Here is a 22,849-nt window from a genome sequence, read left to right on the forward strand (position 1 = left end):
GGACACCTTCTGATAGTTGTGCGACTCACGCTGGCGCGAGTTGAGCTGGCTATACGGTACTTTGGCTAGGGCAAGGGGCATATTTTGGTGAGCCGAGGACGGCGCCTGTTGAGTGGCCTAACGAACAGCGTTTATCAGCCGCAAAGCAACGTGTGAATTCATCATGGGCCTCCCTTGCGGCTGATAAACCTTGTTGGACTGAACCGCGCGAGGTGGCGGCGTGTGTTCTTGTGAATGGGCAGTGTAAGCTTCAACCGCCGATTCGGGCAATCCCAAAGGCCGCTGGGAGCGCCCATTGTGTGGTGCTGACCACGTTGGAGAGGTCGGTTTCGCCCTGCACAGCGCACGACCGAGCCTGCTTGCAGGCTTTGCCCGTGTCACCACCGGCGCTCACGCCCCTGGGGGCGCAGGTGAGCCCACGGCCACACCGGCGTGGCTGGCGGTGATTCTTCAAAGCGTGCCCGGCCGCATTCATGGCGGCCCCCGGCAGGCAGCCTCTCGGGTTGGACCGGTCGATCTGCTGCGCTGCGGCCCCAGCAACTGCACCAGCCGCAGCCGTCCCATTCGGCAGTGGGGACAGGTGTCGATCTCCAGCGCCGCCACCCGCCGCATGAAGGCCTGCGCGTCCCAGGTGGCCTGCGGCTGCGGCTGGGGCATCTGCAGCAACGCCCTGGCCTGGCTCAGGCGCTCGCCCTTGCTCGCCGGCGCCAGCAGCCCAACGTTCCGGATGCGTTTGAACCCAGCGGGCAACACGTGTTGCAGCAAGCGGCCAATGAACTCGTCCCCGGCAATCTGCAGCACGCGTTTGCCGCCTGAGTCGTTGGCGCGCACACGCAAGCGCACCGCGTCCCCCTCGATGCCCAACAAGCGCTCGTTGCCCACCGCCGTGCGGTGCGTGTAGCGGAGGTAGTCCAGCACCGCTGCGGGCCCAGCCATCGGGGTCTTGGCGTACACCACCCAGTCGTGGTGGCGCAGCGCGGCCAGGCGCTGACTGCGCTCGTTTTGCGTCTGCGCCGGGTCGCGCGCAAGTGCGCCCGATTGTTCAGCCTGCACCAGCGCTGCTAGAAACTTGCCCCGAAACACTTCTCAATCAGCGCTTTGACCGGGAACAGGAAGTCCGGCGCTCGCTGGGGCATGACCCACCGGGTGTTTCCTTCACCGTCGCGCTGCAGTGCCCCACAGGCCATGAGCGCGTGCACATGCAGGTGGCGGCGCAGGTCCTGCGTCCAGGTGTGCAGCACCAGCGTGAAGGCGCCCGTGCCGCCCAGCCAGCGCGGGTTGGCAGCGTGGCCGCCGTGCACTGCATCAGCGCATCAAAGACCCAGCGCGGGTGAACACCGGCCAGCGCGTTCAACTCGTGCGGCAGGGTGAAGACCAGATGGCAATACGGCACATTGAGCAGCTCGGCCAGGCGTGCGCTGCGCCAGTTATCGCGCGCCCGGCTCTGGCACTGCGGGCAATGCCGGTTGCGACACGAGTGCCAGCGCCACTGCGGCGCCCCGCAACCGTCGCAGGCCAGTTGCTGGCCGCCCAGCGCCGCTGTGCGGCAGGCCACGATGGCGCGCCAGGCACGGGCCTGCACTGTGCTCAGGCGGTGCCCGCTGAGGTATTTGGCTCCAAAGTGCCGCAGCACCTGGGCCAGCGTGGTGGCCATGACCGCCTCACTGGCGGATCACCGGCGCCAGCTGGCTCAGCAGAGCCAGCGGCTGGCTGCGCGCGCCATCGGGTGCGTCCGGACGCGCCAGGTGCAGGTAGCGCGTGGTGGTGCTCACCTGGCTGTGGCCCAGCCACTGCGAGAGGCTGTGCAGGTCCACCCCGGCTTCGAGCAGGTGCGTGGCCCAGCAGTGGCGCAGGGTGTGGATGCCGCCGCGTTTGGTGATGCCCGCGTGCGCGCAGGCCGCGCGGTACCAGCGCTGGGCGCTCTCGGGCTGCAGCGGCTGGCCAGGGTCGCTTTGCGCCACGAACAGCCACTGCCGGGGGCGCCCCACTTGCCACCACGCGCGCAACAGTTCCAGCACATCGGGTGCCAGCGGCACGTAGCGGTCTTTGCCGCCCTTGCCTTGCTCGACTCGGATGCACATGCGGTCGGCGGCGCTGTCGATGTCGCGCACCCGCAGGTGGCACAGCTCCGACAGGCGCAGACCCGTTCCATAGGCTGCCATCAGGAAGGTGCGCGACTTCGCGTGCCGGGCCACGGCAAACAGTCGGGTCAGCTCCTGGCGCGAGAGGATCTCGGGCAACTTCTGGGGCGCTGGCGCCAGCGGGATCTCGAAGGCTTTGCCATCCAGCCCCAGCACGGTGCCGTAGAGAAAGCGGCAGGCGCTGGCGTACTGGTTGACGCTGGAGCGCGAGAGGTGTTTGTCTTGTATCTGGTGCAGCAGGTAGCGCTGTACCTCCAGGGCCGTGAGGGTGTCCGGGCTGCGCCGGTAGTGGCGCGCCAGACGCGCGACGGCCTCGGTGTATGCCTCCTGGGTGCGCGTTGCCATGCCGCGCAGCACCATGGCTTCGAGCATGCGTTGACGAAGCGGGGTCATTGCCTTCTCCTTGAAACCGGGAACATTCCCGTCTCCAAGGCTGTCAAGCTCACAACCCCATGCAAAACGCGGTGGCAGCACCAGAGTGCCAACCACCGCGTCAGCGGTTTAGTTCAACTCAGCATTATCAGAGCAGCCCCAACTCGGCCATCGACACCGCTTGCTCGCGCGTGACGATGAAGTGGTCCAGCACGCGCACGTCTATCAGCGCCAGCGCGGCTTTCAGTGCCTGGGTGAGCGCTTCGTCGGCGCGCGAGGGTTGGGCGGTGCCGCTGGGGTGGTTGTGCGCCAGCACCACCGCAGCGGCGTGGTGGTGCAGGGCGCGCAGCACCACTTCGCGTGGGTAGACACTGGACTGCGTCAGCGTGCCGCGAAACAGTTCCTCGAATTCGATCAGCCGGTTCTGGCTGTCCAGAAACAGCAGCGCAAAGACTTCGTGCGCGCGCGCGCCCAACTGCAGTTGCAGATAATCGCGCACCGCCTGCGGGCTGTCGAACAGCGGTTTTTGCTTGAGCTCCTGCGCCAGCGCCCGGCGCGCGAGTTCCAGCACCGCCACCACCTCGGCGCGTTTGGCCGGCCCCAGGCCCTTGATGATTTTGAGCGCGTCGGCGCTGGTGTGCAGCAGGCCGGCCACGCCGCCAAAGCGCTCCAGCAGCTCTTGTGCCAGTTGCAGCACGTGCTTGCCGGCCATGCCGGTGCGCAGCAGCAGCGCCAGCAGTTCGACGTCGCTCAGCGCGGCGGGGCCGCGGGCGAGCAGCTTTTCGCGCGGGCGTGCGTCGAGCGGCAGGTTTTTCAGCCCGGGCGTGGCAAGGCCATTCATGGGTTTTCCCTTCCAGCTTTGTGTCGCTTTCTACAATGACCGCTGTCGGTGAGCGCACGCCGCCCGGCCCCTGCGCAGCACCTATCCCAGCCACCTTCCTCATCTCGTTTATGACTCAGGTCCAAGCAGGCTCTTTCCTCACCTTGCACTATCGCCTGTCAGGGCCGCAGGGCAGGGTCGTCATCGATACCTTTGGCGGCTCGCCCGCCACGCTCAGCCTGGGTGCAGGCGAGCTCTCGCCCGCCATCGAGCAAGGCCTGATCGGACTGCACGAAGGCAGCCGCAGCGTGCTCGAGTTTGCCGCTGGCGAGGCCTTTGGTTCGCGCCAGGCGCAACTGGTGCAGTGGGTGGCGCGCCAGTTGCTCGAGCGCCTGGGCGATCCGCAGCAGGTTTACGCCGTCGGTGACGTGGTGCAATTTCCCACCCCCGACGGTCAGGGTCGTTATGCCGGTTCGGTGCTCGAGCTGGGTCCGGATGGCGCGTTGTTGTTTGACTTCAACCACCCGCTGGCCGGCCAGCCGGTGCGGTTTGAGTTGCAACTGATAGGGGTTTTGTGATGGCTGGACCGCAAGAAATCGTATTGGCCGAGCCGCGCGGCTTTTGTGCTGGCGTCGATCGCGCGATCGAAATCGTCGAGCGCGCGCTGACCAAGTTTGGGCGGCCCATTTATGTGCGGCATGAAATCGTGCACAACACCTATGTGGTCAACGACCTCAAGGCCAAGGGCGCGGTTTTCATTGAAGACCTGGACGACGTGCCGCCCGGCGCCACGCTGGTGTTTTCAGCCCACGGCGTGAGCAAAGCAGTGCAAGAGCAGGCGCAGCGCCGTGGCTTCAGGATTTTCGATGCCACCTGTCCGCTGGTGTCCAAGGTACACGTCGAGGTGGCCAAGCTGCACCGGGAGGGCTTTGAGTTCATCATGATCGGCCATAAGGGCCATCCGGAGGTCGAGGGCACCATGGGTCAGCTCGACAGCGGCATCCACCTGGTGGAGGACGCATCCGACGTGGCGCGCGTGCAGCCGGCGCAGACCGACAAGCTGGCGGTGGTGACGCAGACCACGCTCAGCGTGGACGATGCAGCCGACATCCTGGCGGCGGTGCAAGCGCGCTTTCCCACGGTGCGCAGCCCCAAGCAGCAAGACATCTGCTACGCCACGCAGAACCGGCAAGATGCGATCAAGCTGCTGAGCCCGCAGGTCGACATCGTGATCGTGGTCGGCAGCCCGGCCAGCTCCAACAGCAACCGGCTGCGCGAGGTGGCGCTCAAGCTGGGCACGCCCAGCCACATGGTGGACAACGCCGACGAGTTGCAAGCCGGCTGGTTCGAAGGCCGCGCCCGCGTCGGGCTGAGCGCCGGCGCTTCGGCGCCCGACATCCTGGTGCAGCAGGTGATAGCGCGCCTGCGCGAGCTGGGCGTGATTGCGCTGCGCCGCATGGACGGTTTGAGCGAAACCATCAAGTTCCCGCTGCCCAAGGGGCTCAAGGAGTCGGAGCCCGTGGCGACGGCACCCGCCCCTCGGCCCTGAAGCCACGCGCCGGGCCGGCGCGGGGGCAAAACTACAATGGCCGTATGCTAGACATTGTTCAACTCAGAAAAGACCTGGCCGCCGTGCTGGCCCGGTTGCAAACGCGCCAACAGCCCCAGACCTATCTGGACGTGGCGGCATTTACCGCCCTGGAGTCCGAGCGCAAGACGCTGCAAACCCGCACCGAAGAGTTGCAAAGCCAGCGCAACAGCCTGTCGCGCCAGATCGGCCAGTGCAAAGCCAAGGGCGAAAGCGCCGGCGCGCTGCTGGCGCAGGTGGCCGCCCTCAAGGACGAGCTCGACGGCTCGGCCGCTCGGCTGGAGCAGATTCAAGCCGAGCTGCAGGCCTTGCTGCTGCTGGTGCCCAATCTGCCGCACGAGAGTGTTCCGCTGGGCAGCGACGAGCACGGCAACGTCGAGCTGCGCCGCTGGGGCGTGCCGCGGGTGTTTGATTTTCCGCTGCGCGATCACGTCGAAATCGGCCAGGCGCTCGGGCTTGACTTTGACACCGGCGCCAAGCTGGCCGGGGCGCGCTTTAACTTCATGCGCGGCCCGGTGGCGCGCCTGCACCGCGCGCTGGGCCAGTTCATGCTGGACCTGCAAACCCAGGCACACGGCTACACCGAGTGCTACACGCCCTACATCGTCAACGCCGAGACCTTGCGCGGTACCGGCCAGTTGCCCAAGTTTGAAGCCGATTTGTTCGCCGTCAGCAAAGGCGGTCAAGACGGTCTGGCTGCCTGCGATGCGCAGGCGCTGTACCTGATTCCCACCGCCGAAGTGCCGCTGACCAACCTGGTGCGCGACTGTGTGCTGGCGCAGGCCGAATTGCCGCTCAAGTTGGTCGCACTCACGCCTTGTTTTCGCTCTGAGGCCGGCAGCGCCGGGCGCGACACGCGCGGCATGATCCGCCAGCACCAGTTCGACAAGGTCGAGCTGGTGCAAATCGTCCATCCCGAGCACAGCGCCGCCGCGCTCGAGGCCATGACTGGCCACGCCGAGGCGGTGCTGCAAAGGCTTGAACTGCCCTACCGGGTGATGGCCCTGTGCAGCGGCGACATGGGTTTTAGCGCCAGCAAGACCTACGATCTGGAGGTCTGGGTGCCGACGCAGGGCTGCTACCGCGAGATCAGCTCGGTCTCCAACTGCGAGGCGTTTCAGGCCCGGCGGCTGCAAGCGCGCTTCAAGAACGCGCAGGGCAAGAACGAGCTGGTGCATACGCTCAACGGTTCCGGCCTGGCGGTCGGCCGCGCGCTGGTGGCGCTGCTGGAAAACCACCAGAACGCCGACGCCAGCGTGCAGGTGCCGTCGGCCCTGCGGCCTTATCTGGGCGGCTGCGAGCGGCTGAGCTTGGGCTGAAGCGGCTGCGCTGCGCAGCCAGCACGTGACACCGGGTTAACCCTGAGCACAAAATCACCATACGCTCGCACAATGGGTAGGCAATTTCCTTCATAGGCATGGCGCCGTTCGCACCCAGGCGCCACCACCCCACAGGAGCGTCAGATGCACAAAGCCTTGCACATCAACCCAGATAAATGCACCGGCTGCCTGCAGTGCGAAATGGCTTGTTCATTCGAGAACTACGGCATTTTCGCAACCTCCAAGTCGCGCATCAAGGTGTTTGACTTCCACCACACCGGCAAGAAAGTCCCCTACACCTGCACCCAGTGCGACGAGGCCTGGTGCCTGCACGCCTGCCCGGTCGAGGCGATTCAAGTCGACCGGGCCACCGGCGCCAAGGTGGTCAACGAGAGCACCTGCGTCGGCTGCAAGGTCTGCACCATTGCCTGCCCGTTTGGCACCATCAACTACGTGCAGGAAACCGGCAAGGTGCAAAAGTGCGATCTCTGCGGCGGTGATCCGGCCTGCGCCGATGCCTGCCCAACGGCAGCCATCACCTTCATCGACGCCAACTGGAGCGGCATCGACAGAATGAAACAGTGGGCCGACAAGCTGGGCAACCAGTCCGCCGCCGCCTGACCCCCATCCACCGAAGGAGCAGCATCATGTCTTGGGCCGGAAAAATTCTTCGCGTCAATCTGAGCGCGGGCCGCATCAGCAGCGAACCCTTGAACATGGCGTGGGCGCGAGCCTACCTGGGTTCGCGCGGTCTGGGCAGCAAGTACCTGAGCAGCGAAATCGACCCCCGGGTCGATCCGCTGTCGCCCGACAACAAAATCATCTGGGCCACCGGCCCGCTGACCGGCACCATGGCATCCACCGGCGGGCGCTACACCGTTATCACCAAGAGCCCGCTGACCGGTGCCATTGCCTGCTCCAACTCGGGTGGCTACTGGGGTGCCGAGCTGAAAATGGCCGGTTGGGACATGGTTATTTTTGAGGGCCGCTCGCCCCAGCCGGTCTTCCTCCACATCAGCGATGACACAGCCGAGCTGCGCGACGCCTCCGAGCTGTGGGGTCAGAGCGTCTGGAAGACCGAGGCCGCGCTCAAGACCCGCCTGCAAGACCCGCTGCTGCGGGTCTCCAGCATTGGTAAGGCGGGTGAAAACAGCGTGTTGTTCGCGTCGGTGGTGAACGATCTGCACCGCGCTGCCGGCCGCTCGGGCGTGGGCGCTGTCATGGGCAGCAAAAACCTCAAGGCCATTGCGGTGCGCGGCACCCAGGGCGTGGGCAACATCCGCCATCCCAAGGCGTTCATGGCGGCCACCAAGGCGGCCAAAAAAGTGTTGGCCGACAACGCCGTCACCGGCCAGGGTCTGCCCACCTACGGCACCCAGGTGCTGATGAACGTGATCAACGAGATCGGTGCCTTGCCGACCCGCAACCATCGCGACAACGCCTTTGAAGGTGCCAGGGATATTTCGGCCGAAGCCATGGCCACGCCGCGCGCATCTGACGGCAAGAAGCAGTTGGTGACCAACCAGGCCTGCTTTGGCTGCACCATCGCCTGTGGGCGCATCAGCAAGATTGACCAGACGCATTTTTCGGTGGCCAACAAGCCCGAGTACTGGGGTGCCAGCGGTGGCCTGGAGTACGAAGCCGCCTGGGCGCTGGGCGCGGCCAACGGCGTCAACGACCTCGAAGCCTTGCAATACGCCAATCTGTTGTGCAACGAAGAGGGCATGGACCCGATCAGCTTTGGCGCCACTGTCGGCGCGGTGATGGAGCTGTACGAAATGGGGGTGCTGAGCGCCGAGCAGTTGGGTATCAAGGCCGGGTTTGGATCGGCACAGGCTTTGGTCCACTTTGCCGAAATTACCGCCCGAGGCGAGGGCTTCGGCAAGGAACTCGGCCAGGGATCGAAGCGCCTGAGCGCAAAATATGGCCACCCCGATTTGTCGATGAGCGTCAAGGGCCAGGAGTTTCCGGCCTACGACGGCCGCGCGATTCAGGGCATGGGCCTGGCCTACGCCACCAGCAACCGCGGCGCCTGCCACTTGCGCGGCTACACCGTCGCCTCCGAGGTGCTGGGCATTCCGGTCAAGACAGATCCGTTGGAACACCAGGGCAAGCCCGAACTGGTCAAGGCGTTTCAGGACGCCACTGCCGCCTTCGATTCGGCGGGCATCTGCGTCTTCACCAGTTTTGCCTGGACGCTGGCCGACGTGGCGCCCCAGGTGCAGGCCGCCTGCGGCGAAGAATTCACCCTGGAGCAGCTCAACCACATTGGCGAACGCATCTGGAACATGGAGCGCGAGTTCAACAATGCCGCCGGTTTCACCCGGGCCGATGACACGCTGCCCAAGCGCTTGCTGACCGAAGCCTGCAAGACCGGCCCGGCCACCGGCAAGGTCAGTATGCTGGCCGAGATGCTGCCGGGATACTACGCTGCGCGCGGCTGGGACCACGAGGGCCGACCGACCGTCGAAACCAGGGCCCGGCTGGGTCTCTGAGTCTTGCCGCCCGTGCGCGTCTGGCCCAAAAAAGCAGGGACATTCGGCGCACCGCCCTTGAGCCTTGCGGAAAACCGACATGCACCACCTCATTCTCGGCGCCGGCCCGGCCGGCGTGATCGCGGCGGATACCCTGCGCAAGCACGCGCCGGCCGACCGCATCACCCTGGTGGGCGATGAGCCTGAGACGCCGTATTCGCGCATGGCGATTCCGTATCTGCTGATGGGCCAGATCGACGAGCGCGGCACCCATTTGCGCCTGCGCGAGAGCCACTACGATGAGGCGCGCCTGCATATCGTTCGCGCCCGCGCCACCCAGGTCGACGCGCCGGGCCGCACGGTGCGTCTGGACAACGGACAGGTGCTCGGCTTTGACCGCCTGCTGATCGCCACCGGTTCGCACCCCTTGCGCCCGCCGATTGCCGGTATCGACTCAGCCGGCGTCCATTCTTGCTGGACGCTGGAAGACGCGCGCGCGATTGCCAGGCTGGCCCGGCCTGGAGCCCGCGTGCTGCAAATGGGCGCCGGCTTTATTGGATGCATCACCATGGAAGCGCTCAAGCAGCGTGGTGTGCAGCTCACGGTGGTGGAGAGGGGCGAGCGCATGCTGGCGCGCATGATGGGTGCGGTGGCCGGCGGCATGATACGCGCCTGGTGCCAGCGCCAGGGGGTGCAGGTCTGCACCGGAACCCGGGTCGAAGCGATCGAGCCGCTGGCGGCAGGCGCTGCGTCGGCACAGGCCAGCGGTCTGCGCGTGCGGCTGTCGAACGGGCAGACGCTGGCGGCCGATCTGGTCATCAGCGCCACCGGCGTGCGCCCGGCGATCGGTTTTCTGGAGCATTCCGGCATCACCTGTTTGCAAGGCGTGCTGACCGACGAGCACCTGCAAACCAATGTGGCCGGCATCTACGCCGCTGGCGACTGTGCCGAGGCGTTTGACAAAGTCAGCGGCACGTCCATCGTCAGCGCCATTCAGCCCAACGCGGTTGAACAAGCGCGTGTGGCAGCGCTCAACATGCTGGGGCTGGCCACCGAGCTGCGCGGCGTCACGCAGATCAATGTGCTCGACACCCTGGGCCTGATCAGCGCCAGTTTTGGCCACTGGGGGGGCGTGCCCGGCGGCGAGCACGTGGAGCTGACCGACCAGGCGCATGGCAAACACCTCAGCCTGCAATTCCGAGACGACGTGCTGGTCGGTTGCAACGCGGTCGGCTGGACCGAGCACGTCGGCGTGCTGCGCGGCTTGGTTGAAGGCCAGGTGCGCTTGGGCGAGTGGAAAGACCGGTTGCTGCACGATCCGACCTGCTTGATGCAGGCTTATCTGGCTTGCGCGCAAGGGCAGGGTGGGTGGAGCGGGGCGACCGACCAGCGCCGCCGCGCCGGCGCTTGAGAACATGAAAATCACCGTCAAGCTGTTTGCCACCCTGACCGACTACCTCCCTGCGTCAGCGCGGCGCAGCAATCTGGTCGAGATCGAGGTGGAGCCGGGTGCCAGCATCAACCAGATCATCGAATCCTTTGGCCTGCCACCCAGGCTGGTGCATCTGGTGTTGGTGAATGGAAAGTACGTCGAGCCGCAGGCCCGTTTGAACACCACTCTCTCCCCCGACGACGTGCTGGCAATCTGGCCGCCGATTGCCGGTGGCTGAGCATGGGTGGCGCCGCCATGCCAGCCAACGGCGCCGAAACGTTTCGGCGGGAGATGGGTTGCAGCGAAGCCGAATGGCTGCGCTGCCTGCCAGCGGCGATTGGCGAGCATGCCTGGCAGCAGGCGGGCGCCAGCGCCCGAGTTGAATTTCCTGACGGCCACCTGCAACTGCAGTGGCAGCCCCTGGCACCGCGCTGCATGGCTTTGTTGCGGCTGCCGGTGTTGCAGGTCGATTTTTCTTTTCAGGGTCTGGACGCGGCGCAGCAAGCGGCCTTCATGCGCCGCTTTGACCTGTACGTGCAACGCGGCGGTGGCTGAAGGAATGGGCGCATTTGGCTGGGGCGCTGGGGCGCTTTAGCTGAAGCCATTCGACAGGCGGCTCAGAACGGCGGCCGCACTCATTCGGCGCTGGCTTGCTGCAAGGTGCTGGCGGCGTCGAGTTTTTGACGCTGGGCCTGCGCCACCGCGTCAAAGCGTGCCTGCAACTGCGGATTCAGGGCCACGCTTTCGGCGGCCATGTTGCGCAAGGCCAGCAGCGGATCGAGCGGTACGCCGTTCTCATGAATCTCAAAGTGCAGGTGCGGGCCGGTGCAGGTGCCGGTGCAGCCGACGGCGCCCAGGTTTTCGCCCCGGCTCAGGCGCTGGCCACGGCGCACGTCCATGCGGCTCAGGTGGGCGTAGACGGTGACAATGTCGTCCTCGTGCTGGACGAATACCACGTTGCCAAAGCCGCGCTGAAAGCCGACGAATTGAACCACGCCGTCGCTGACCGTGCGCACCGGCGTTCCGGTGGGTGCGGCGAAGTCAACGCCCAAATGGGCCCTGCGCACCCCGTGTACCGGATGAAAGCGCATGCCAAAACCGCTGCTGACGCGGGTGAATTGCAAGGGCGAGGCCAAAAAGCGCTGCTGGGCCATCTGGCCGTCGAAGCCAAAATAAGCACCTGGGGTGCCGGGTTCGCCAAACCAGACCTTGGCGTACGATTTTTTGTTGTTGATGAATTCGGCGCTCAGCAGGCGGCCGCTGCCCAGTGCCTGACCGTCGGCTTGCAAAACCTCGTACACCACGCTGAAGCGGTCGCCCGCGCGCAGGTCGTTGCGAAAGTCGATTTCGTTCGAGAACAGCTCGGCCAGTTGCACCGCCACCGCATCGGGAATGTTGGCCGCGTCAGTGGCGGCAAACAAGGAGCTGCGAATGAGCCCACCACTCAGGCGGGTGCTGGTGCTGAGTTCACCGCTTTCGAGTCGGGCCACCCACTCCTGGCCCTGGCGCTCGATCTGCAGGCGGTTGAAGCTGCGCAGGTTTTCATCTGAGGGCAACCAGCGAGCGGTAAGCCGCAACAGCTCGCCGCGATCATTGGTCTGTGCGGTGACTGCGGTGCTGCCGCGATTGCCAAACAGCAAGCGCGCGCTTGCGTCGCTGCGCAGGAAGCGCAGCGCTGCCGGGTCGTTCACGCCCAGGCGCTGCAGCAGGCTTTGCGGGGAGTCGTCGCGGCGCACGTTTTCGCTGCGGTACAGCGTCAGCGGCACCGATGGCGCCGACAAGGGTGCGATGGACAGTGGCCCCAGGCTAAGGGATTCAACCACCTGAGTGACCGGCAGGTTCGAAGCCGTGGGCACCAGCGGGGCAATGCCGAAAGCGGTGACGCCGGTGCCCAGCAGCAGCGCGCCCACGCCAGCCATGACGCGACGCGGATGGCGCAAAATGCTCTGGCGGGCGGATTGAGCGCGTTCGAACAGCGAGGTGAGGCTTGATTTGATCAAAATGCAGTCCTGGCTTGCACACCGCAAGGCGGTGTGCGAAAGGTTGAACGATGGCGCGGGGCAGACGGTTTGACCTTACCCATGGCCTGCGCTGTGGATGTGGGCGGCACCAGCCAGCCCTCTAAAATCGGCGGGAAAGCACCCGCGCAGCGCAGTATAGCCAGAACCAGGGCCGTGTCGGCCCAAATAACCCACATGAACCCCAGCTCAAAAGACTTCGAAAGTGTTAAGAATCCGACCGTTTCCGGGGTCGAGCCGACAGACGGTGTGCGCCAGGCGCTGGCCGTGACGCTGCGTGGCGCCGAAGAGCTGATCCCGCTGGACGACTGGGTGAAGAAGCTGCAGCGTGCTCAGGCCAGCGGCGTTGCGCTGCGCATCAAGCTCGGACTCGATCCGACCGCGCCCGACATTCACCTGGGCCACACTGTGGTGCTCAACAAGATGCGTCAGTTGCAAGACCTGGGGCATCAGGTGATTTTCCTGATTGGTGACTTCACCAGCCTGATTGGCGACCCTTCCGGACGCAACAACACGCGCCCGCCGCTGACGCCCGAGCAGATCAAGGCCAACGCGCAGACCTATTGCCAGCAGGCCAGCCTGGTGCTGGACCCACATAAAACCGAGATTCGCTACAACAGCGAATGGTGCGAGCCGCTGGGCGCCAGCGGCATGATCGGGCTCGCCGCCCGTTACACGGTGGCGCGCATGATGGAGCGCAATGACTTTCACGAGCGCCTGCGCAACGGGTCTGCGATCTCGGTGCACGAATTCCTTTACCCGCTGCTGCAAGGTTACGACTCGGTCGCGCTCAGGAGTGATCTGGAACTCGGCGGCACCGACCAGAAGTTCAACCTGCTGATGGGCCGTCACCTGCAGCAGGAATACGCTCAGGAGCCGCAGTGCATTCTGACCATGCCGCTGCTCGAAGGGCTGGACGGCGTGGACAAAATGTCCAAGAGCAAGAACAACACCATCGGCATCACCGAACCCGCCAACACCATGTTTGCCAAGGTGCTGAGCATTTCAGACGTGCTGATGTGGCGCTGGTACCCGCTGTTGTCGCTGCGTCCGCTGGCCGAAATCGAGGCGCTGCGGCGCGAAGTGGCGGCGGGACGCAACCCCAAAGACGCCAAGGTGCTGCTGGCCAGGGAAATCACCACCCGCTTTCACAGCGCGGGCGCCGCCCAGGCGGCCGAGCAGGACTTCATTCACCGCAGCCAAGGCGGTGTGCCCGATCAGATGCCAGAGCTGAGCCTGAGCGGCGCGCCGCTCGGTGTGGCGCAGATGCTCAAGTCGGCTGGCTTGGTTCCTTCCAGCAGTGAGGCCAACCGCCTGATCGACGGCGGCGGTGTGCGCATCGACGGCGGCGTGCTCAGTGACAAGGGGCTCAAGCTCGGCCCGGGTTGCTATGTGCTGCAAGTCGGCAAGCGCAGGTTTGCGCGCGTCACGCTGAGCTGATGGCCGCTGTGCGCGCAGCACGCCAGGGTCGGGCTGGGTACACGCCCCGGCAACTGCTGGTCGCCTCGGTTTTCGTCGCTTTGCTGACGCTGGCGCTCAAGGTGCTGGCCTGGCAGGTCAGCGGCTCGGTTGGTCTGTTGTCGGACGCGCTGGAGTCGTTCGTCAACCTCGCCAGCGCGCTGTTTGCCCTGGCGATGGTGACTGTTGCGCAGCGCCCGGCCGATTCGAACCATCCCTACGGCCACACCAAGGCCGAGTATTTTTCCAGCGGCTTCGAGGGCGTGCTGATCCTGGGGGCGGCGCTGGCCATCGGCTGGACTGCGGTCGATCGCTTGTTCAATCCGCAGCCGCTGGCCGCGCTGGGCCTGGGTCTGAGTTTGTCGCTGGCCAGCGCCGTGCTCAACGGGCTGCTGGCGGCGCTGATGCTGCACGCCGCGCGCCTCTACCGGGCCAGCGGCGTCGCGGGGGCCGAAGCGGTGCAGGCCGACGCGCGCCACTTGCTGACCGACGTGTTCAGCACCGCCGGCGTCGTGCTCGGTGTGGCGGCGGTCTATTTCACCGGCTGGCTCTGGCTGGACCCATTGGTCGCGCTGCTGGTGGCGTTCAATATCTTGCGCGTTGCCGTGCGCTTGCTGCGCCGCTCCAGCGACGGCCTGATGGATCATGCGCTCGAGCCGGACGTGCAAGCGCAGATCGAGGCCGTGCTGGCGCGCTTCACCGACCCCGAGCGCCCCGGCCTGCTGCGCTTTGACCACGTCCAGACCCGACGCGCCGGCCAGCGCCGCTACGTCGACCTGCACCTGCACCTGCCGGCGTCTTGGTCACTGGGTCAGGCAGCGGCGGTTCGCACCCGTGTGGAGCACGAGCTGATGCGTGCGGTGCCGGGCCTGCGCGCTGGCATCCAGTTGCTGCCCAGTGAGGTCGAGGCGCGTTTCGACGCCGAGGAGGACGTGCCGTGATCGCCTTGTTGCAGCGCGTGCGCCAGGCCTGGTTTCAGCGTTGGTCGGTCGCGCTCTATCGAAGCGCTGGGTAGGGATCGGCAAAGCCCAGACGCAGCAGCAACTGGCTCTCCAGCGCTTCCATGGCCAGCGCGTCGGACTCATTGCTTTCGTGTTCGTGGCCTTGTGCGTGCAGCGTGCCATGCACCAGCAGGTGAGCGTAGTGCGCCTGCAGTGCAATGCCCAGTTGCTCAGCTTCTTGCGCCACCACCGGCGCGCACAGCACCAGGTCGGCCATCAACAGCGGCTGCCGTGCGTAGTCAAAGGTCAGCACGTTGGTGGCGTAGTCTTTGCCCCGGTAGTCGCGGTTGAGCGCGCGGCCTTCGTCGGCGTCGACGACGCGCACCGCGATCTCGGCGTCGGACTCTAAAGCGTGGCGAAGCCAGCGTGCGACGCGCCAGCGCGCCAGCGCGGTGCGGTGCGGCGCGGCGTCGCTCAGTCGGGAAAATTGCAGCGAGAGGGCAAGATGGGGCAGGGGCATGCGGTCGTGTGCTTCAGGTCATGGCCGCGTCAAGCTAGCGCTTCGGCCCGGCAGTCTTGCAGCAGCACTTGTTCGGTGGCGGTGTGGTCGGCGGCCAGAAAGCTCAGAAAGCTGGCGTCGGCGCGCTGGTTCCAGCGCAGGCTGCGTTGCTCGTCGAGCGCGATGTAGCGCAGGCCAGCGGGGGTGGGGCGGGCTTGCAGGATGGCCAGACTGCCTTGGTAGTAAACGTGGGCAAACCGGGTGCCATCTTTCAGGTCGAGATAGCTCACCGCCAGTCGCACCTGCGCGGCGCAGCGGTAAACCACGGTCTGCGCACTCCAGTTCGGGTGCTCAAAGCGCGGGCTGCTGGTTGGTGGCGTAGCCTGCCAGTGCAGCGGGTGCAAGACCGGATCGGGTTTGCTGCAGGCCAGCAGCAACGCCAGCGCCACAGCGCTGAGCAGGTATTTCACAGCGGCAGGCAGGAACAAAAGACGGTTGGCCGCTCAGGCCGCAGACGGGGGAGCGGCCACACGCGGGCGCCGGCGCGGTCGCGGCGTTGCTGCTTCGTCCACGCCAGCAAGGCTGCGCGCCTCGTAGGCGTCGACGATGCGGGCCACCAGCGGGTGGCGCACCACGTCGGCGCTGCTCAGGTGGATGACGGAAATTCCGCTGACGCGGCGCAACACGCGTTCGGCGTCGATCAGACCGCTCAGTTGGCTGCTGGGCAGGTCGATCTGGCTGACGTCGCCGGTCACCACCGCCTTGGCGCCAAAGCCGATGCGGGTGAGAAACATCTTCATCTGTTCGACCGTGGTGTTTTGCGCTTCATCCAGAATCACAAAGGCGTGGTTGAGCGTGCGCCCGCGCATGAAGGCCAGCGGCGCGATCTCGATTTGCTGGCGCTCGAACGCTTTTTGCACCTTGTCGGTGCCCATCAGCTCGTACAGCGCATCGTACAGCGGGCGCAGGTAGGGGTCAACTTTCTGGCCCAGGTCGCCGGGCAAAAAACCCAGCTTCTCACCCGCTTCCACTGCCGGGCGGGTCAGCACGATGCGCTGCACCGCGCCGCGTTCGAGCGCATCGACCGCGCAGGCCACCGCCAGATAGGTCTTGCCGGTGCCGGCCGGGCCAATCGCAAAGCTGATATCGTGCGTGGCCATGTTTTCCAGGTAGCGCGTCTGGGCCGGGGTGCGCCCGCGCACTTCGCCGCGTCGGGTCTGCATGCCCAGTGCCGCCACGCCGGACTCGGCCTGCGCGGAATCAAAGCTGAGCATGAGCTGTACCTGTTCGGCCGCAATCGGTTTGCGCGCCATTTCATGCAGGGCTTGCAGCACCAGCAAGGCCTGCGTGGCCCGGGCCTTGGGGCCTTCGATGCGGAATTGCTCGAAGCGGTGCGCCAGTTTGACTTGCAGTGCCGCCTCTATGCTGCGCAGGTGGGCGTCCAGCGGACCGCACAGGTGGCTCATGCGCAGGTTGTCGGGCGGGGAGAAGGTGTGTCTGAGAATCAAACCGATAATCCAGTCAAAGGAATGACGCAATGATAGGCAAGTTGACTGGCACGCTGTGGGAGAAAAACCCGCCCCAGATTTTGCTCGACTGCCAGGGCGTCGGCTACGAGCTTGACGTGCCCATGAGCACCTTTTACAAGCTGCCGCAGATCGGTGCAGAAGTCTCGCTGCTGACGCATTTCGTGGTGCGCGAGGACGCGCAGCTTTTGTACGGTTTTGCCAGTGCGACTGAGCGCACCGCTTTTCGCCAACTCATCAAGATCAGTGGCATTGGCCCGCGCATGGCGCTGGCCGTGCTCTCGGGTTTGAGTGTGGACGAATTGGCGCAGGCCATTGGCACGCAAGAGGCGGCACGCCTGATCAAGGTGCCAGGCATAGGCAAGAAAACCGCCGAACGCCTGCTGCTCGAACTCAAGGGCAAGTTTGGCCCCGACAGCGGCCTGCGCACCGTCGACGTGGCGCGCAGCGGGGTGCAAAACGACATCGAACAGGCGCTGCTGGCGCTGGGCTACAGCGACAAAGACGCCGCGCTGGCTTTGAAGACGCTGCCGCCTGAGCTGGGAGTGAGCGACGGCATCAAATGGGCCATCAAGGCGTTGACGCGCTAATCGGGTGCAGCCGCAGGCGCTGCCAAGGGCGCGCTGGGTGGCGGCAGTTGGCATGGGAGGTCGGTTGTTGCGGGTCATATGGGCACCCAGGGCAGCGTTCGTAAACTCGCAGGGCAACATCACACGGGCGTCTGCGCTTGGGTTTGAGCGCGGCACGCCTTTTCTTGAACGCGGCGCGCTGTCCAAACCTTGTACTGCCCGGATGAGCGCTCAAGCAGGCGATTTCGGTTTTCGCCCGCCCTGTGCCGCTGCACGCGGGCGCGGCGGCAGGCCCGTGTGCTGCGTGAGCAAACGACCGCCCGCGGTCACCGGTGTGCTGTTTTTGCGCCGGGCGCTCTGGTAGCCGCCGTCACCCAGCGGCTGAAAAGTGGGAATCAGGTGTTGCTTGCCGTTGCCGATCAGGTCGGCGCGGCCCATCTGCTTGAGCGCCTCGCGCAGCAGAGGCCAGTTGTTCGGGTCGTGGTAGCGCAAAAAGGCCTTGTGCAGGCGGCGGCGCTTTTCGCCGCGCACCACATCGACCCGCTCGGCGCGGGCGTCGCGGTGAATCCCTTTGAGCGGATTGAGAGCGCTGTGGTACATGGCCGTGGCGCTGGCCATCGGGCTGGGGTAGAAGGTTTGCACCTGGTCGGCCCGAAAGCCGTTCTTTTTCAGCCACAGCGCCAAGTTCATCATGTCTTGGTCGCTGGTGCCGGGGTGGGCGGCAATGAAGTACGGAATCAGGTACTGCTTTTTTCCTGCTTCCTCGCTGTATTTTCGAAACAACTGCGCAAAGCGCTCGTAGCTGCCAATGCCGGGCTTCATCATTTTTGACAAAGGGCCGGCTTCGGTGTGCTCAGGCGCGATCTTGAGGTAGCCGCCGACGTGGTGCTGCACCAGTTCCTTGACGTATTCCGGGCTTTTGAGCGCCAGGTCGTAACGCAGACCGGAGCCTATCAAGACCTTTTTGATGCCGCGCAGCGCACGCGCGCGGCGGTAGATTTGAATCAAGGGGTCGTGATCGGTGTGCAGGTTGCTGCAAATGCCCGGATAGACGCAGCTCGGCTTGCGGCAAGCGGATTCTATGGCCGGGCTTTTGCAGCCCAGGCGGTACATGTTGGCGGTTGGCCCGCCCAAGTCTGAGATGACGCCGGTAAAGCCTTCGACCTTGTCGCGAATTTCCTGCAGCTCGCGAATGATCGAATCCTCCGAGCGGCTCTGGATGATGCGGCCTTCGTGCTCGGTGATGGAGCAAAAACTGCAACCGCCAAAGCAGCCGCGCATGATGTTGACCGAAAAGCGGATCATCTCCCAAGCCGGAATTTTGCTTGCGCCATCGAAGCGGCCCTGTGCGTCGGCGTAGGCCGGGTGCGGGCTGCGCGCATAGGGCAGGTCGAACACCTCATCCATCTCGGCGGTGGACAGCGGAATCGGCGGTGGATTGATCCAGACATCACGCGCCGCTGTGCCCACACCGTGTGCCTGCACCAGCGCGCGCGCGTTGCCGGGGTTGGTTTCGAGGTGCAGCACACGGCTGGCGTGGGCATACAGCACCGGATCGCTTTTGACTTGCTCGTAACTTGGCAGGCGTATCACGCTGCGCTCGCGCGGCACAGGAGTGCTTGCTGAACGCTGGAACACCATCGGCCTGGCCGGCGTTTGCTCTGCGGCGCCGGCGCTGCATTCGCCCCCCCGTGCGCGCGCTTGTTCAGCGCTGCTTTGATACGGGCTGAGGTGCTGCTCGACGCGGCCGGGCCGGTCAATCTCGGTCGAGTCGATCTCGAACCAGGCGTCCCCGCTCGGGTCGCCCGAGCGGCGCACAAAGGCGGTGCCGCGCACGTCGGTGATCTGTTCCAGCGCCTGGCGCGCTGCCAGCCGGTGTGCCACTTCCACCAGCGCGCGTTCGGCGTTGCCGTACAGCAGCAAATCGCATTTGCTGTCGACCACGATCGAGCGTCGCACCTTGTCGCTCCAGTAGTCGTAGTGTGCGATGCGGCGCAGGCTGGCTTCGATGCCGCCCAGCACGATGGGCACGTCCTTGTAAGCTTCTCGGCAGCGCTGGCTGTAAACAATGGCGGCACGGTCGGGCCTGCGCCCGCCCACGTCACCTGGTGTGTAAGCGTCGTCGCTGCGGATTTTCCGGTCTGCCGTGTAGCGGTTGATCATCGAATCCATGTTGCCGGCCGTCACACCCCAAAACAGATTCGGCCGACCCAGCGCCTTGAAGGCGTCTGCGCTGTGCCAATCGGGCTGGGCAATGATGCCGACACGAAAACCCTGCGCTTCCAGCACCCGCCCCACCACCGCCATGCCAAAACTGGGGTGATCGACGTAGGCGTCACCGGTGACCAGCACGATGTCGCAACTGTCCCAGCCAAGCTGCTCCATCTCCAGCCGGCTCATGGGCAAAAACGGTGCCACCCCAAAGCGCTTGGCCCAATACGGGCGATAGCTGGAAAGGGGTTTGGCTGCGCGCTCGAAAAAGGAAACGTCGACCGGAGCGTTCATGAAAAGAAAAACATAGCTTGAGCTCGAGTGTAGGGCTTGCCCCATATCCGTGCCTGCGCAGGGTTTGAGGCTGTTGCGGGGCCTCGCACGCGCACGCCCGCACGGTCAACTGCCGGATTTAGGTTCAATCCACTCGGTTCACCCGAGCCGGCTTGAAGCCCATGTCGGTCGCTTTGCCCTTGCGGGCGCGTGCCGCGCGGGCGTTGTTCAAACTGCGAATCTCCAGCGTTTGCTCGCGCGACTGGCCATTGCGAGCGACCCCTTCGATTTTCACGCTGCGGCAGTACGCGGCAGCACCAGCCAGTGCGTCTTGCTCGTCCAGGTCGATCAGCAACAGGCCGCGACCGCCCTTGTCCATGTGCTTGAGTTCACCGATCTCAAATGTCAGGACGCGCCCGCCCTGGGAGACGCAGCACACATGGGTGGCCGCAGTCGGCGGCTGGCTGCCCGAACCGTTGGCGACGTGCGATGGGGCGCACAGCGTTTCGCCCTGATTCAAAGCCACGAAGGCCTTGCCGGCTTTCTGGCGCGACAGCAGGTTGTCGAGTGCAACCAGAAAACCGTAACCCCCGCTGCTGCTGAGCAACAGCACGGCGTTGGTCGGGCCAGCGAAATAGTGCAGCGCCAGCGTACCGCTTTCGAGCTCGATCAAGCTGGTGATGGGCTGGCCGTCGCCGCGCGCATTGGGAAGAGCGGCCACCGGCACCGAGTACACCCTGCCGCGACTGCCAAAGACGATCAGCGCATCCACCGTGCGGCACTCGAATACCCCGTACAAACCATCACCGGCCTTGAAAGCAAAGCTGGTCGGGTCGTGACCGTGGCCGCTGCGCGCGCGCACCCAGCCCTTGGTAGAGATCACCACCGTGACCGGCTCGTCGATCGGCTTGACATCGACGGCGCTGCTCTTCTGCGCCTGAATCAGCGTGCGGCGCGCATCGGCAAAGGTGTTGCCATCGCGTTCGATCTCGCGCACCAGCAAACGCTTCAAACTGGCCGGATGGGCCAGAATGTCTTGCAAAACACCTTGTTCCTGGTGCAATTGCAGCAGTTCCTGCTCGATCCGAATCGCCTCGAGCCGGGCAAGCTGGCGCAGCCTGAGCTCTAGAATGTCTTCGGCCTGACGCTCACTGAGTCGAAAACGCTCGATCAAAGCGGCCTTGGGCTCATCGCTGTGTCGGATCAGAGCGATCACCTCGTCGACGTTGAGCAACACGACCTGCCGCCCTTCGAGCACGTGCATGCGATCTTGCACCTTGGCCAGACGATGGCGAGAACGGCGCGCCAGCGTCTGCTGACGAAAATCCAGCCACTCGGACAAGAGCTGCCGCAGCGACTTTTGCATCGGCCGCCCGTCCAGTCCGACCACGGTGAGGTTGATCGGGGCCGAGGTTTCCAGACTGGTGTGCGCCAGCAGCACGCTGATGAGTTCTTGCTGACCGATGCGGCTGCTCTTGGGTTCAAACAACAGACGCACCGGCGCGTCTTTGCTCGATTCGTCGCGCACCGCGTCCAGCAGTTGCAACAGCCGGGCCTTGAGTTGCAGTTGCTCCGGCAACAGCGCTTTTTTCCCCGCCTTGAGCTTGGGGTTGGTCAGTTCCTCGACCTCTTGTAGCACCCGTTGGGCGCTGACGCCTGGTGGCAGTTCAGTTACCACCATCTGCCACTGGCCGCGCGCGAGGTCTTCAAATTTCCAGCGCGCACGTACCTTGAGGCTGCCACGGCCGCTGCGGTAGGCGAGCGCAATGTCGCTGGCGGGGCTGATGATCTGGCCGCCAGCGGGGTAGTCTGGCCCGGGAATGATGCGGAACAAATCGTCGTCGCTGAGTTGGGGGTTTTTCAGCAAGGCCACGCAGGCATCAGCCACCTCGCGCAGATGGTGGCTCGGAATTTCGGTCGCCAAACCGACTGCTATTCCAGAGGCACCATTGAGCAGATTGAACGGCAAACGCGCCGGCAACTGCTTGGGCTCATCGGTCGAGCCGTCGTAGTTGGGCACAAAATCAACCGTGGATTCATCGATTTCATCGAGCAAGAGCGCTGAAATTTTTGCCAAACGGGCTTCTGTGTAGCGCATCGCAGCGGCGCCATCACCGTCGCGCGAGCCAAAATTGCCCTGACCGTCGATCAACGGGTAGCGTTGTGAAAAATCTTGCGCCATGCGCACCAGGGCATCGTAAGCGGCCTGGTCGCCGTGCGGGTGGAAGCGACCGAGCACATCCCCCACGACGCGCGCACACTTGACCGGCTTGGCCGCCGTGTTGCCCGTCTGGCCCAGGCCCATGCGGCTCATGGCGTACAAAATGCGCCGCTGCACCGGTTTTTGCCCATCGCAGACGTCGGGCAGGGCCCGACCCTTGACGACTGAAAGCGCATATTCAAGATAGGCGCGCTGCGCATAGGCAGCCAGACCGTCGGCCTGCGCCACAACTGCTGCAGGGCTGAATAAATCAACAGACATAAAACCAGACAAAAAAACCGAAATAGAGAGAACGCAAGCTCAATACCGTCAACCAAGGCGTCTGCTGCATGGCTTGAGCAGCAGACGTCGAGCAGACCTCATTTGCGCGCCAGCGCCCAGACTGTGACCGGGAAATCAGGCTCATTTTTCAAGGAACCAAACCAGCCACGCCTGGCCCAATGACTGAAATTCGCCCGCACGCAAGCGCGATTGCCCCAGGAACCCGTGACGACCTGGTCGAGTGGAAAGCCCGCTTCGGCCAGAAAATACTTCAAGCCGGTTTCAGTCCAACGGGTGCAATCGTGGGGAATCGGGTGATATTTTATCAAAAACGGCGTAGTCATAAGAAAATAACCACCGGCCGGCAGCATGGAATGAATATTCCGGGCCGCTCGGTAGGGCCACAAAAGATGCTCGAACACCTGATCGGCAATGATCAGATTGACATCTGCCTCAATGACATCGGTGCATATATCGTAGGCGGGATAATTCATTTCCTGGAAGCTGCGAAACGGCAAGCTGCGCCAATGCTCGCCAGCAGAGATTTCCAGCACATCGAGCTTGCTCAGGCCAATGTCGGCCAGCAGCCTGGTACAAGCCTCATGCATGACCGGCCGGGTCCAGTGCCGGTGGTCATAGCCAAGCTTGCTCAACCACGCCTTGACTTGCTGCGGCGGCAGACGCTCGGCTAAATAATTCTGATAAATTCGTGTCAACATGAAATGG

General features: G+C 64.6%; 20 protein-coding genes and 1 pseudogene. 11 read left to right on the forward strand and 10 right to left on the reverse strand.

Annotated elements, in window-relative coordinates:
- Nucleotides 1-471 precede the first annotated feature (471 nt).
- The 3 genes and pseudogenes from EST26_RS06710 to radC form a co-directional block, all read right to left on the reverse strand.
- Nucleotides 472-1,654, reverse strand: a pseudogene (locus EST26_RS06710) (IS91 family transposase).
- 7 nt (nt 1,655-1,661) lie between these two features.
- On the reverse strand, nt 1,662-2,534 hold the full coding sequence (locus EST26_RS06715; RefSeq protein WP_291066416.1) for a site-specific integrase: 873 nt from the start codon (nt 2,532-2,534) through the stop codon (nt 1,662-1,664).
- 127 nt (nt 2,535-2,661) lie between these two features.
- Nucleotides 2,662-3,354, reverse strand: a complete 693-nt coding sequence (gene radC, locus EST26_RS06720; protein ID WP_291066418.1) for a DNA repair protein RadC — start codon at nt 3,352-3,354, stop codon at nt 2,662-2,664.
- 110 nt (nt 3,355-3,464) lie between these two features.
- On the opposite strand from radC, the gene EST26_RS06725 reads away from it, so the two are divergent.
- The 8 genes from EST26_RS06725 to EST26_RS06760 all read left to right on the forward strand — a co-directional run bounded on the left by EST26_RS06725 (nt 3,465) and on the right by EST26_RS06760 (nt 10,701).
- Nucleotides 3,465-3,911, forward strand: coding sequence for an FKBP-type peptidyl-prolyl cis-trans isomerase (locus tag EST26_RS06725; RefSeq protein ID WP_291066420.1), 447 nt, complete (start codon nt 3,465-3,467; stop codon nt 3,909-3,911).
- Nucleotides 3,911-4,882, forward strand: coding sequence for a 4-hydroxy-3-methylbut-2-enyl diphosphate reductase (gene ispH / locus EST26_RS06730; protein ID WP_291066422.1), 972 nt, complete (start codon nt 3,911-3,913; stop codon nt 4,880-4,882). The genes EST26_RS06725 and ispH overlap by 1 nt, the downstream gene beginning before the upstream one ends.
- 44 nt (nt 4,883-4,926) lie before the next feature.
- The gene (serS, locus tag EST26_RS06735; RefSeq protein ID WP_291066423.1) at nt 4,927-6,240 is read left to right on the forward strand and encodes a serine--tRNA ligase; all 1,314 of its coding nucleotides are present in this window, start codon (nt 4,927-4,929) and stop codon (nt 6,238-6,240) included.
- 144 nt (nt 6,241-6,384) lie between these two features.
- On the forward strand, nt 6,385-6,861 hold the full coding sequence (locus EST26_RS06740) for a 4Fe-4S dicluster domain-containing protein (protein WP_291066425.1): 477 nt from the start codon (nt 6,385-6,387) through the stop codon (nt 6,859-6,861).
- 26 nt (nt 6,862-6,887) lie between these two features.
- Nucleotides 6,888-8,735, forward strand: a complete 1,848-nt coding sequence (locus tag EST26_RS06745) for an aldehyde ferredoxin oxidoreductase family protein (RefSeq protein WP_291066427.1) — start codon at nt 6,888-6,890, stop codon at nt 8,733-8,735.
- A gap of 79 nt (nt 8,736-8,814) precedes the next feature.
- Entirely contained in the window at nt 8,815-10,125 is a 1,311-nt protein-coding gene (locus tag EST26_RS06750) for an FAD-dependent oxidoreductase (RefSeq protein ID WP_291066429.1), read from the forward strand.
- A gap of 4 nt (nt 10,126-10,129) precedes the next feature.
- A complete protein-coding gene (locus EST26_RS06755; protein ID WP_291066431.1) occupies nt 10,130-10,384 on the forward strand; it encodes a MoaD/ThiS family protein in 255 nt (84 codons plus the stop codon).
- A 17-nt stretch (nt 10,385-10,401) separates the two neighbouring features.
- Nucleotides 10,402-10,701 (forward strand): hypothetical protein, encoded by a 300-nt coding sequence (locus EST26_RS06760; protein ID WP_291066433.1) that lies wholly within the window; start codon nt 10,402-10,404, stop codon nt 10,699-10,701.
- A gap of 80 nt (nt 10,702-10,781) precedes the next feature.
- On the opposite strand, the gene EST26_RS06765 is transcribed toward EST26_RS06760, so the two are convergent.
- Nucleotides 10,782-12,146: a M23 family metallopeptidase gene (locus EST26_RS06765; protein WP_291066435.1), complete on the reverse strand. Its 1,365-nt coding sequence runs from the start codon at nt 12,144-12,146 to the stop codon at nt 10,782-10,784.
- Between the two features lie 195 nt (nt 12,147-12,341).
- Between EST26_RS06765 and tyrS the strand changes: the two genes are divergently transcribed.
- Both tyrS and EST26_RS06775 read left to right on the forward strand, forming a co-directional pair.
- Nucleotides 12,342-13,604, forward strand: a complete 1,263-nt coding sequence (gene tyrS, locus EST26_RS06770) for a tyrosine--tRNA ligase (RefSeq protein WP_291066437.1) — start codon at nt 12,342-12,344, stop codon at nt 13,602-13,604.
- Nucleotides 13,604-14,563 (forward strand): cation diffusion facilitator family transporter, encoded by a 960-nt coding sequence (locus EST26_RS06775; RefSeq protein WP_291066439.1) that lies wholly within the window; start codon nt 13,604-13,606, stop codon nt 14,561-14,563. The genes tyrS and EST26_RS06775 overlap by 1 nt, the downstream gene beginning before the upstream one ends.
- A gap of 55 nt (nt 14,564-14,618) precedes the next feature.
- Here EST26_RS06775 and ybeY read toward each other — a convergent pair whose 3' ends face one another.
- The 3 genes from ybeY to EST26_RS06790 are packed head-to-tail and all read right to left on the reverse strand — an operon-like array spanning nt 14,619 to nt 16,570.
- The gene (gene ybeY, locus EST26_RS06780; protein ID WP_291066441.1) at nt 14,619-15,083 is read right to left on the reverse strand and encodes an rRNA maturation RNase YbeY; all 465 of its coding nucleotides are present in this window, start codon (nt 15,081-15,083) and stop codon (nt 14,619-14,621) included.
- A gap of 29 nt (nt 15,084-15,112) precedes the next feature.
- Complete coding sequence (locus tag EST26_RS06785) at nt 15,113-15,532, reverse strand: MliC family protein (RefSeq protein ID WP_291066443.1); 420 nt, start codon at nt 15,530-15,532, stop codon at nt 15,113-15,115.
- Between the two features lie 33 nt (nt 15,533-15,565).
- Nucleotides 15,566-16,570 carry a PhoH family protein gene (locus EST26_RS06790; protein WP_291066445.1) on the reverse strand — a complete coding sequence of 335 codons (1,005 nt, stop codon included), beginning with the start codon at nt 16,568-16,570 and terminating at the stop codon, nt 15,566-15,568.
- Nucleotides 16,571-16,599: 29 nt separating this feature from the next.
- On the opposite strand from EST26_RS06790, the gene ruvA reads away from it, so the two are divergent.
- Nucleotides 16,600-17,178, forward strand: coding sequence for a Holliday junction branch migration protein RuvA (gene ruvA, locus EST26_RS06795; protein WP_291066447.1), 579 nt, complete (start codon nt 16,600-16,602; stop codon nt 17,176-17,178).
- Between the two features lie 210 nt (nt 17,179-17,388).
- Here the strand turns inward: ruvA and EST26_RS06800 are convergent, their stop codons facing one another.
- The 3 genes from EST26_RS06800 to EST26_RS06810 all read right to left on the reverse strand — a co-directional run bounded on the left by EST26_RS06800 (nt 17,389) and on the right by EST26_RS06810 (nt 22,842).
- Nucleotides 17,389-19,662: a YgiQ family radical SAM protein gene (locus EST26_RS06800; protein WP_291066449.1), complete on the reverse strand. Its 2,274-nt coding sequence runs from the start codon at nt 19,660-19,662 to the stop codon at nt 17,389-17,391.
- 124 nt (nt 19,663-19,786) lie between these two features.
- On the reverse strand, nt 19,787-22,123 hold the full coding sequence (parC, locus tag EST26_RS06805; protein WP_291066451.1) for a DNA topoisomerase IV subunit A: 2,337 nt from the start codon (nt 22,121-22,123) through the stop codon (nt 19,787-19,789).
- Between the two features lie 98 nt (nt 22,124-22,221).
- Complete coding sequence (locus EST26_RS06810) at nt 22,222-22,842, reverse strand: methyltransferase domain-containing protein (RefSeq protein ID WP_291066453.1); 621 nt, start codon at nt 22,840-22,842, stop codon at nt 22,222-22,224.
- Nucleotides 22,843-22,849 lie beyond the last annotated feature (7 nt).

Source organism: Hydrogenophaga sp. (assembly GCF_014773545.1).
In the GTDB taxonomy this organism is placed as follows: Bacteria; Pseudomonadota; Gammaproteobacteria; order Burkholderiales; family Burkholderiaceae_C; genus Hydrogenophaga.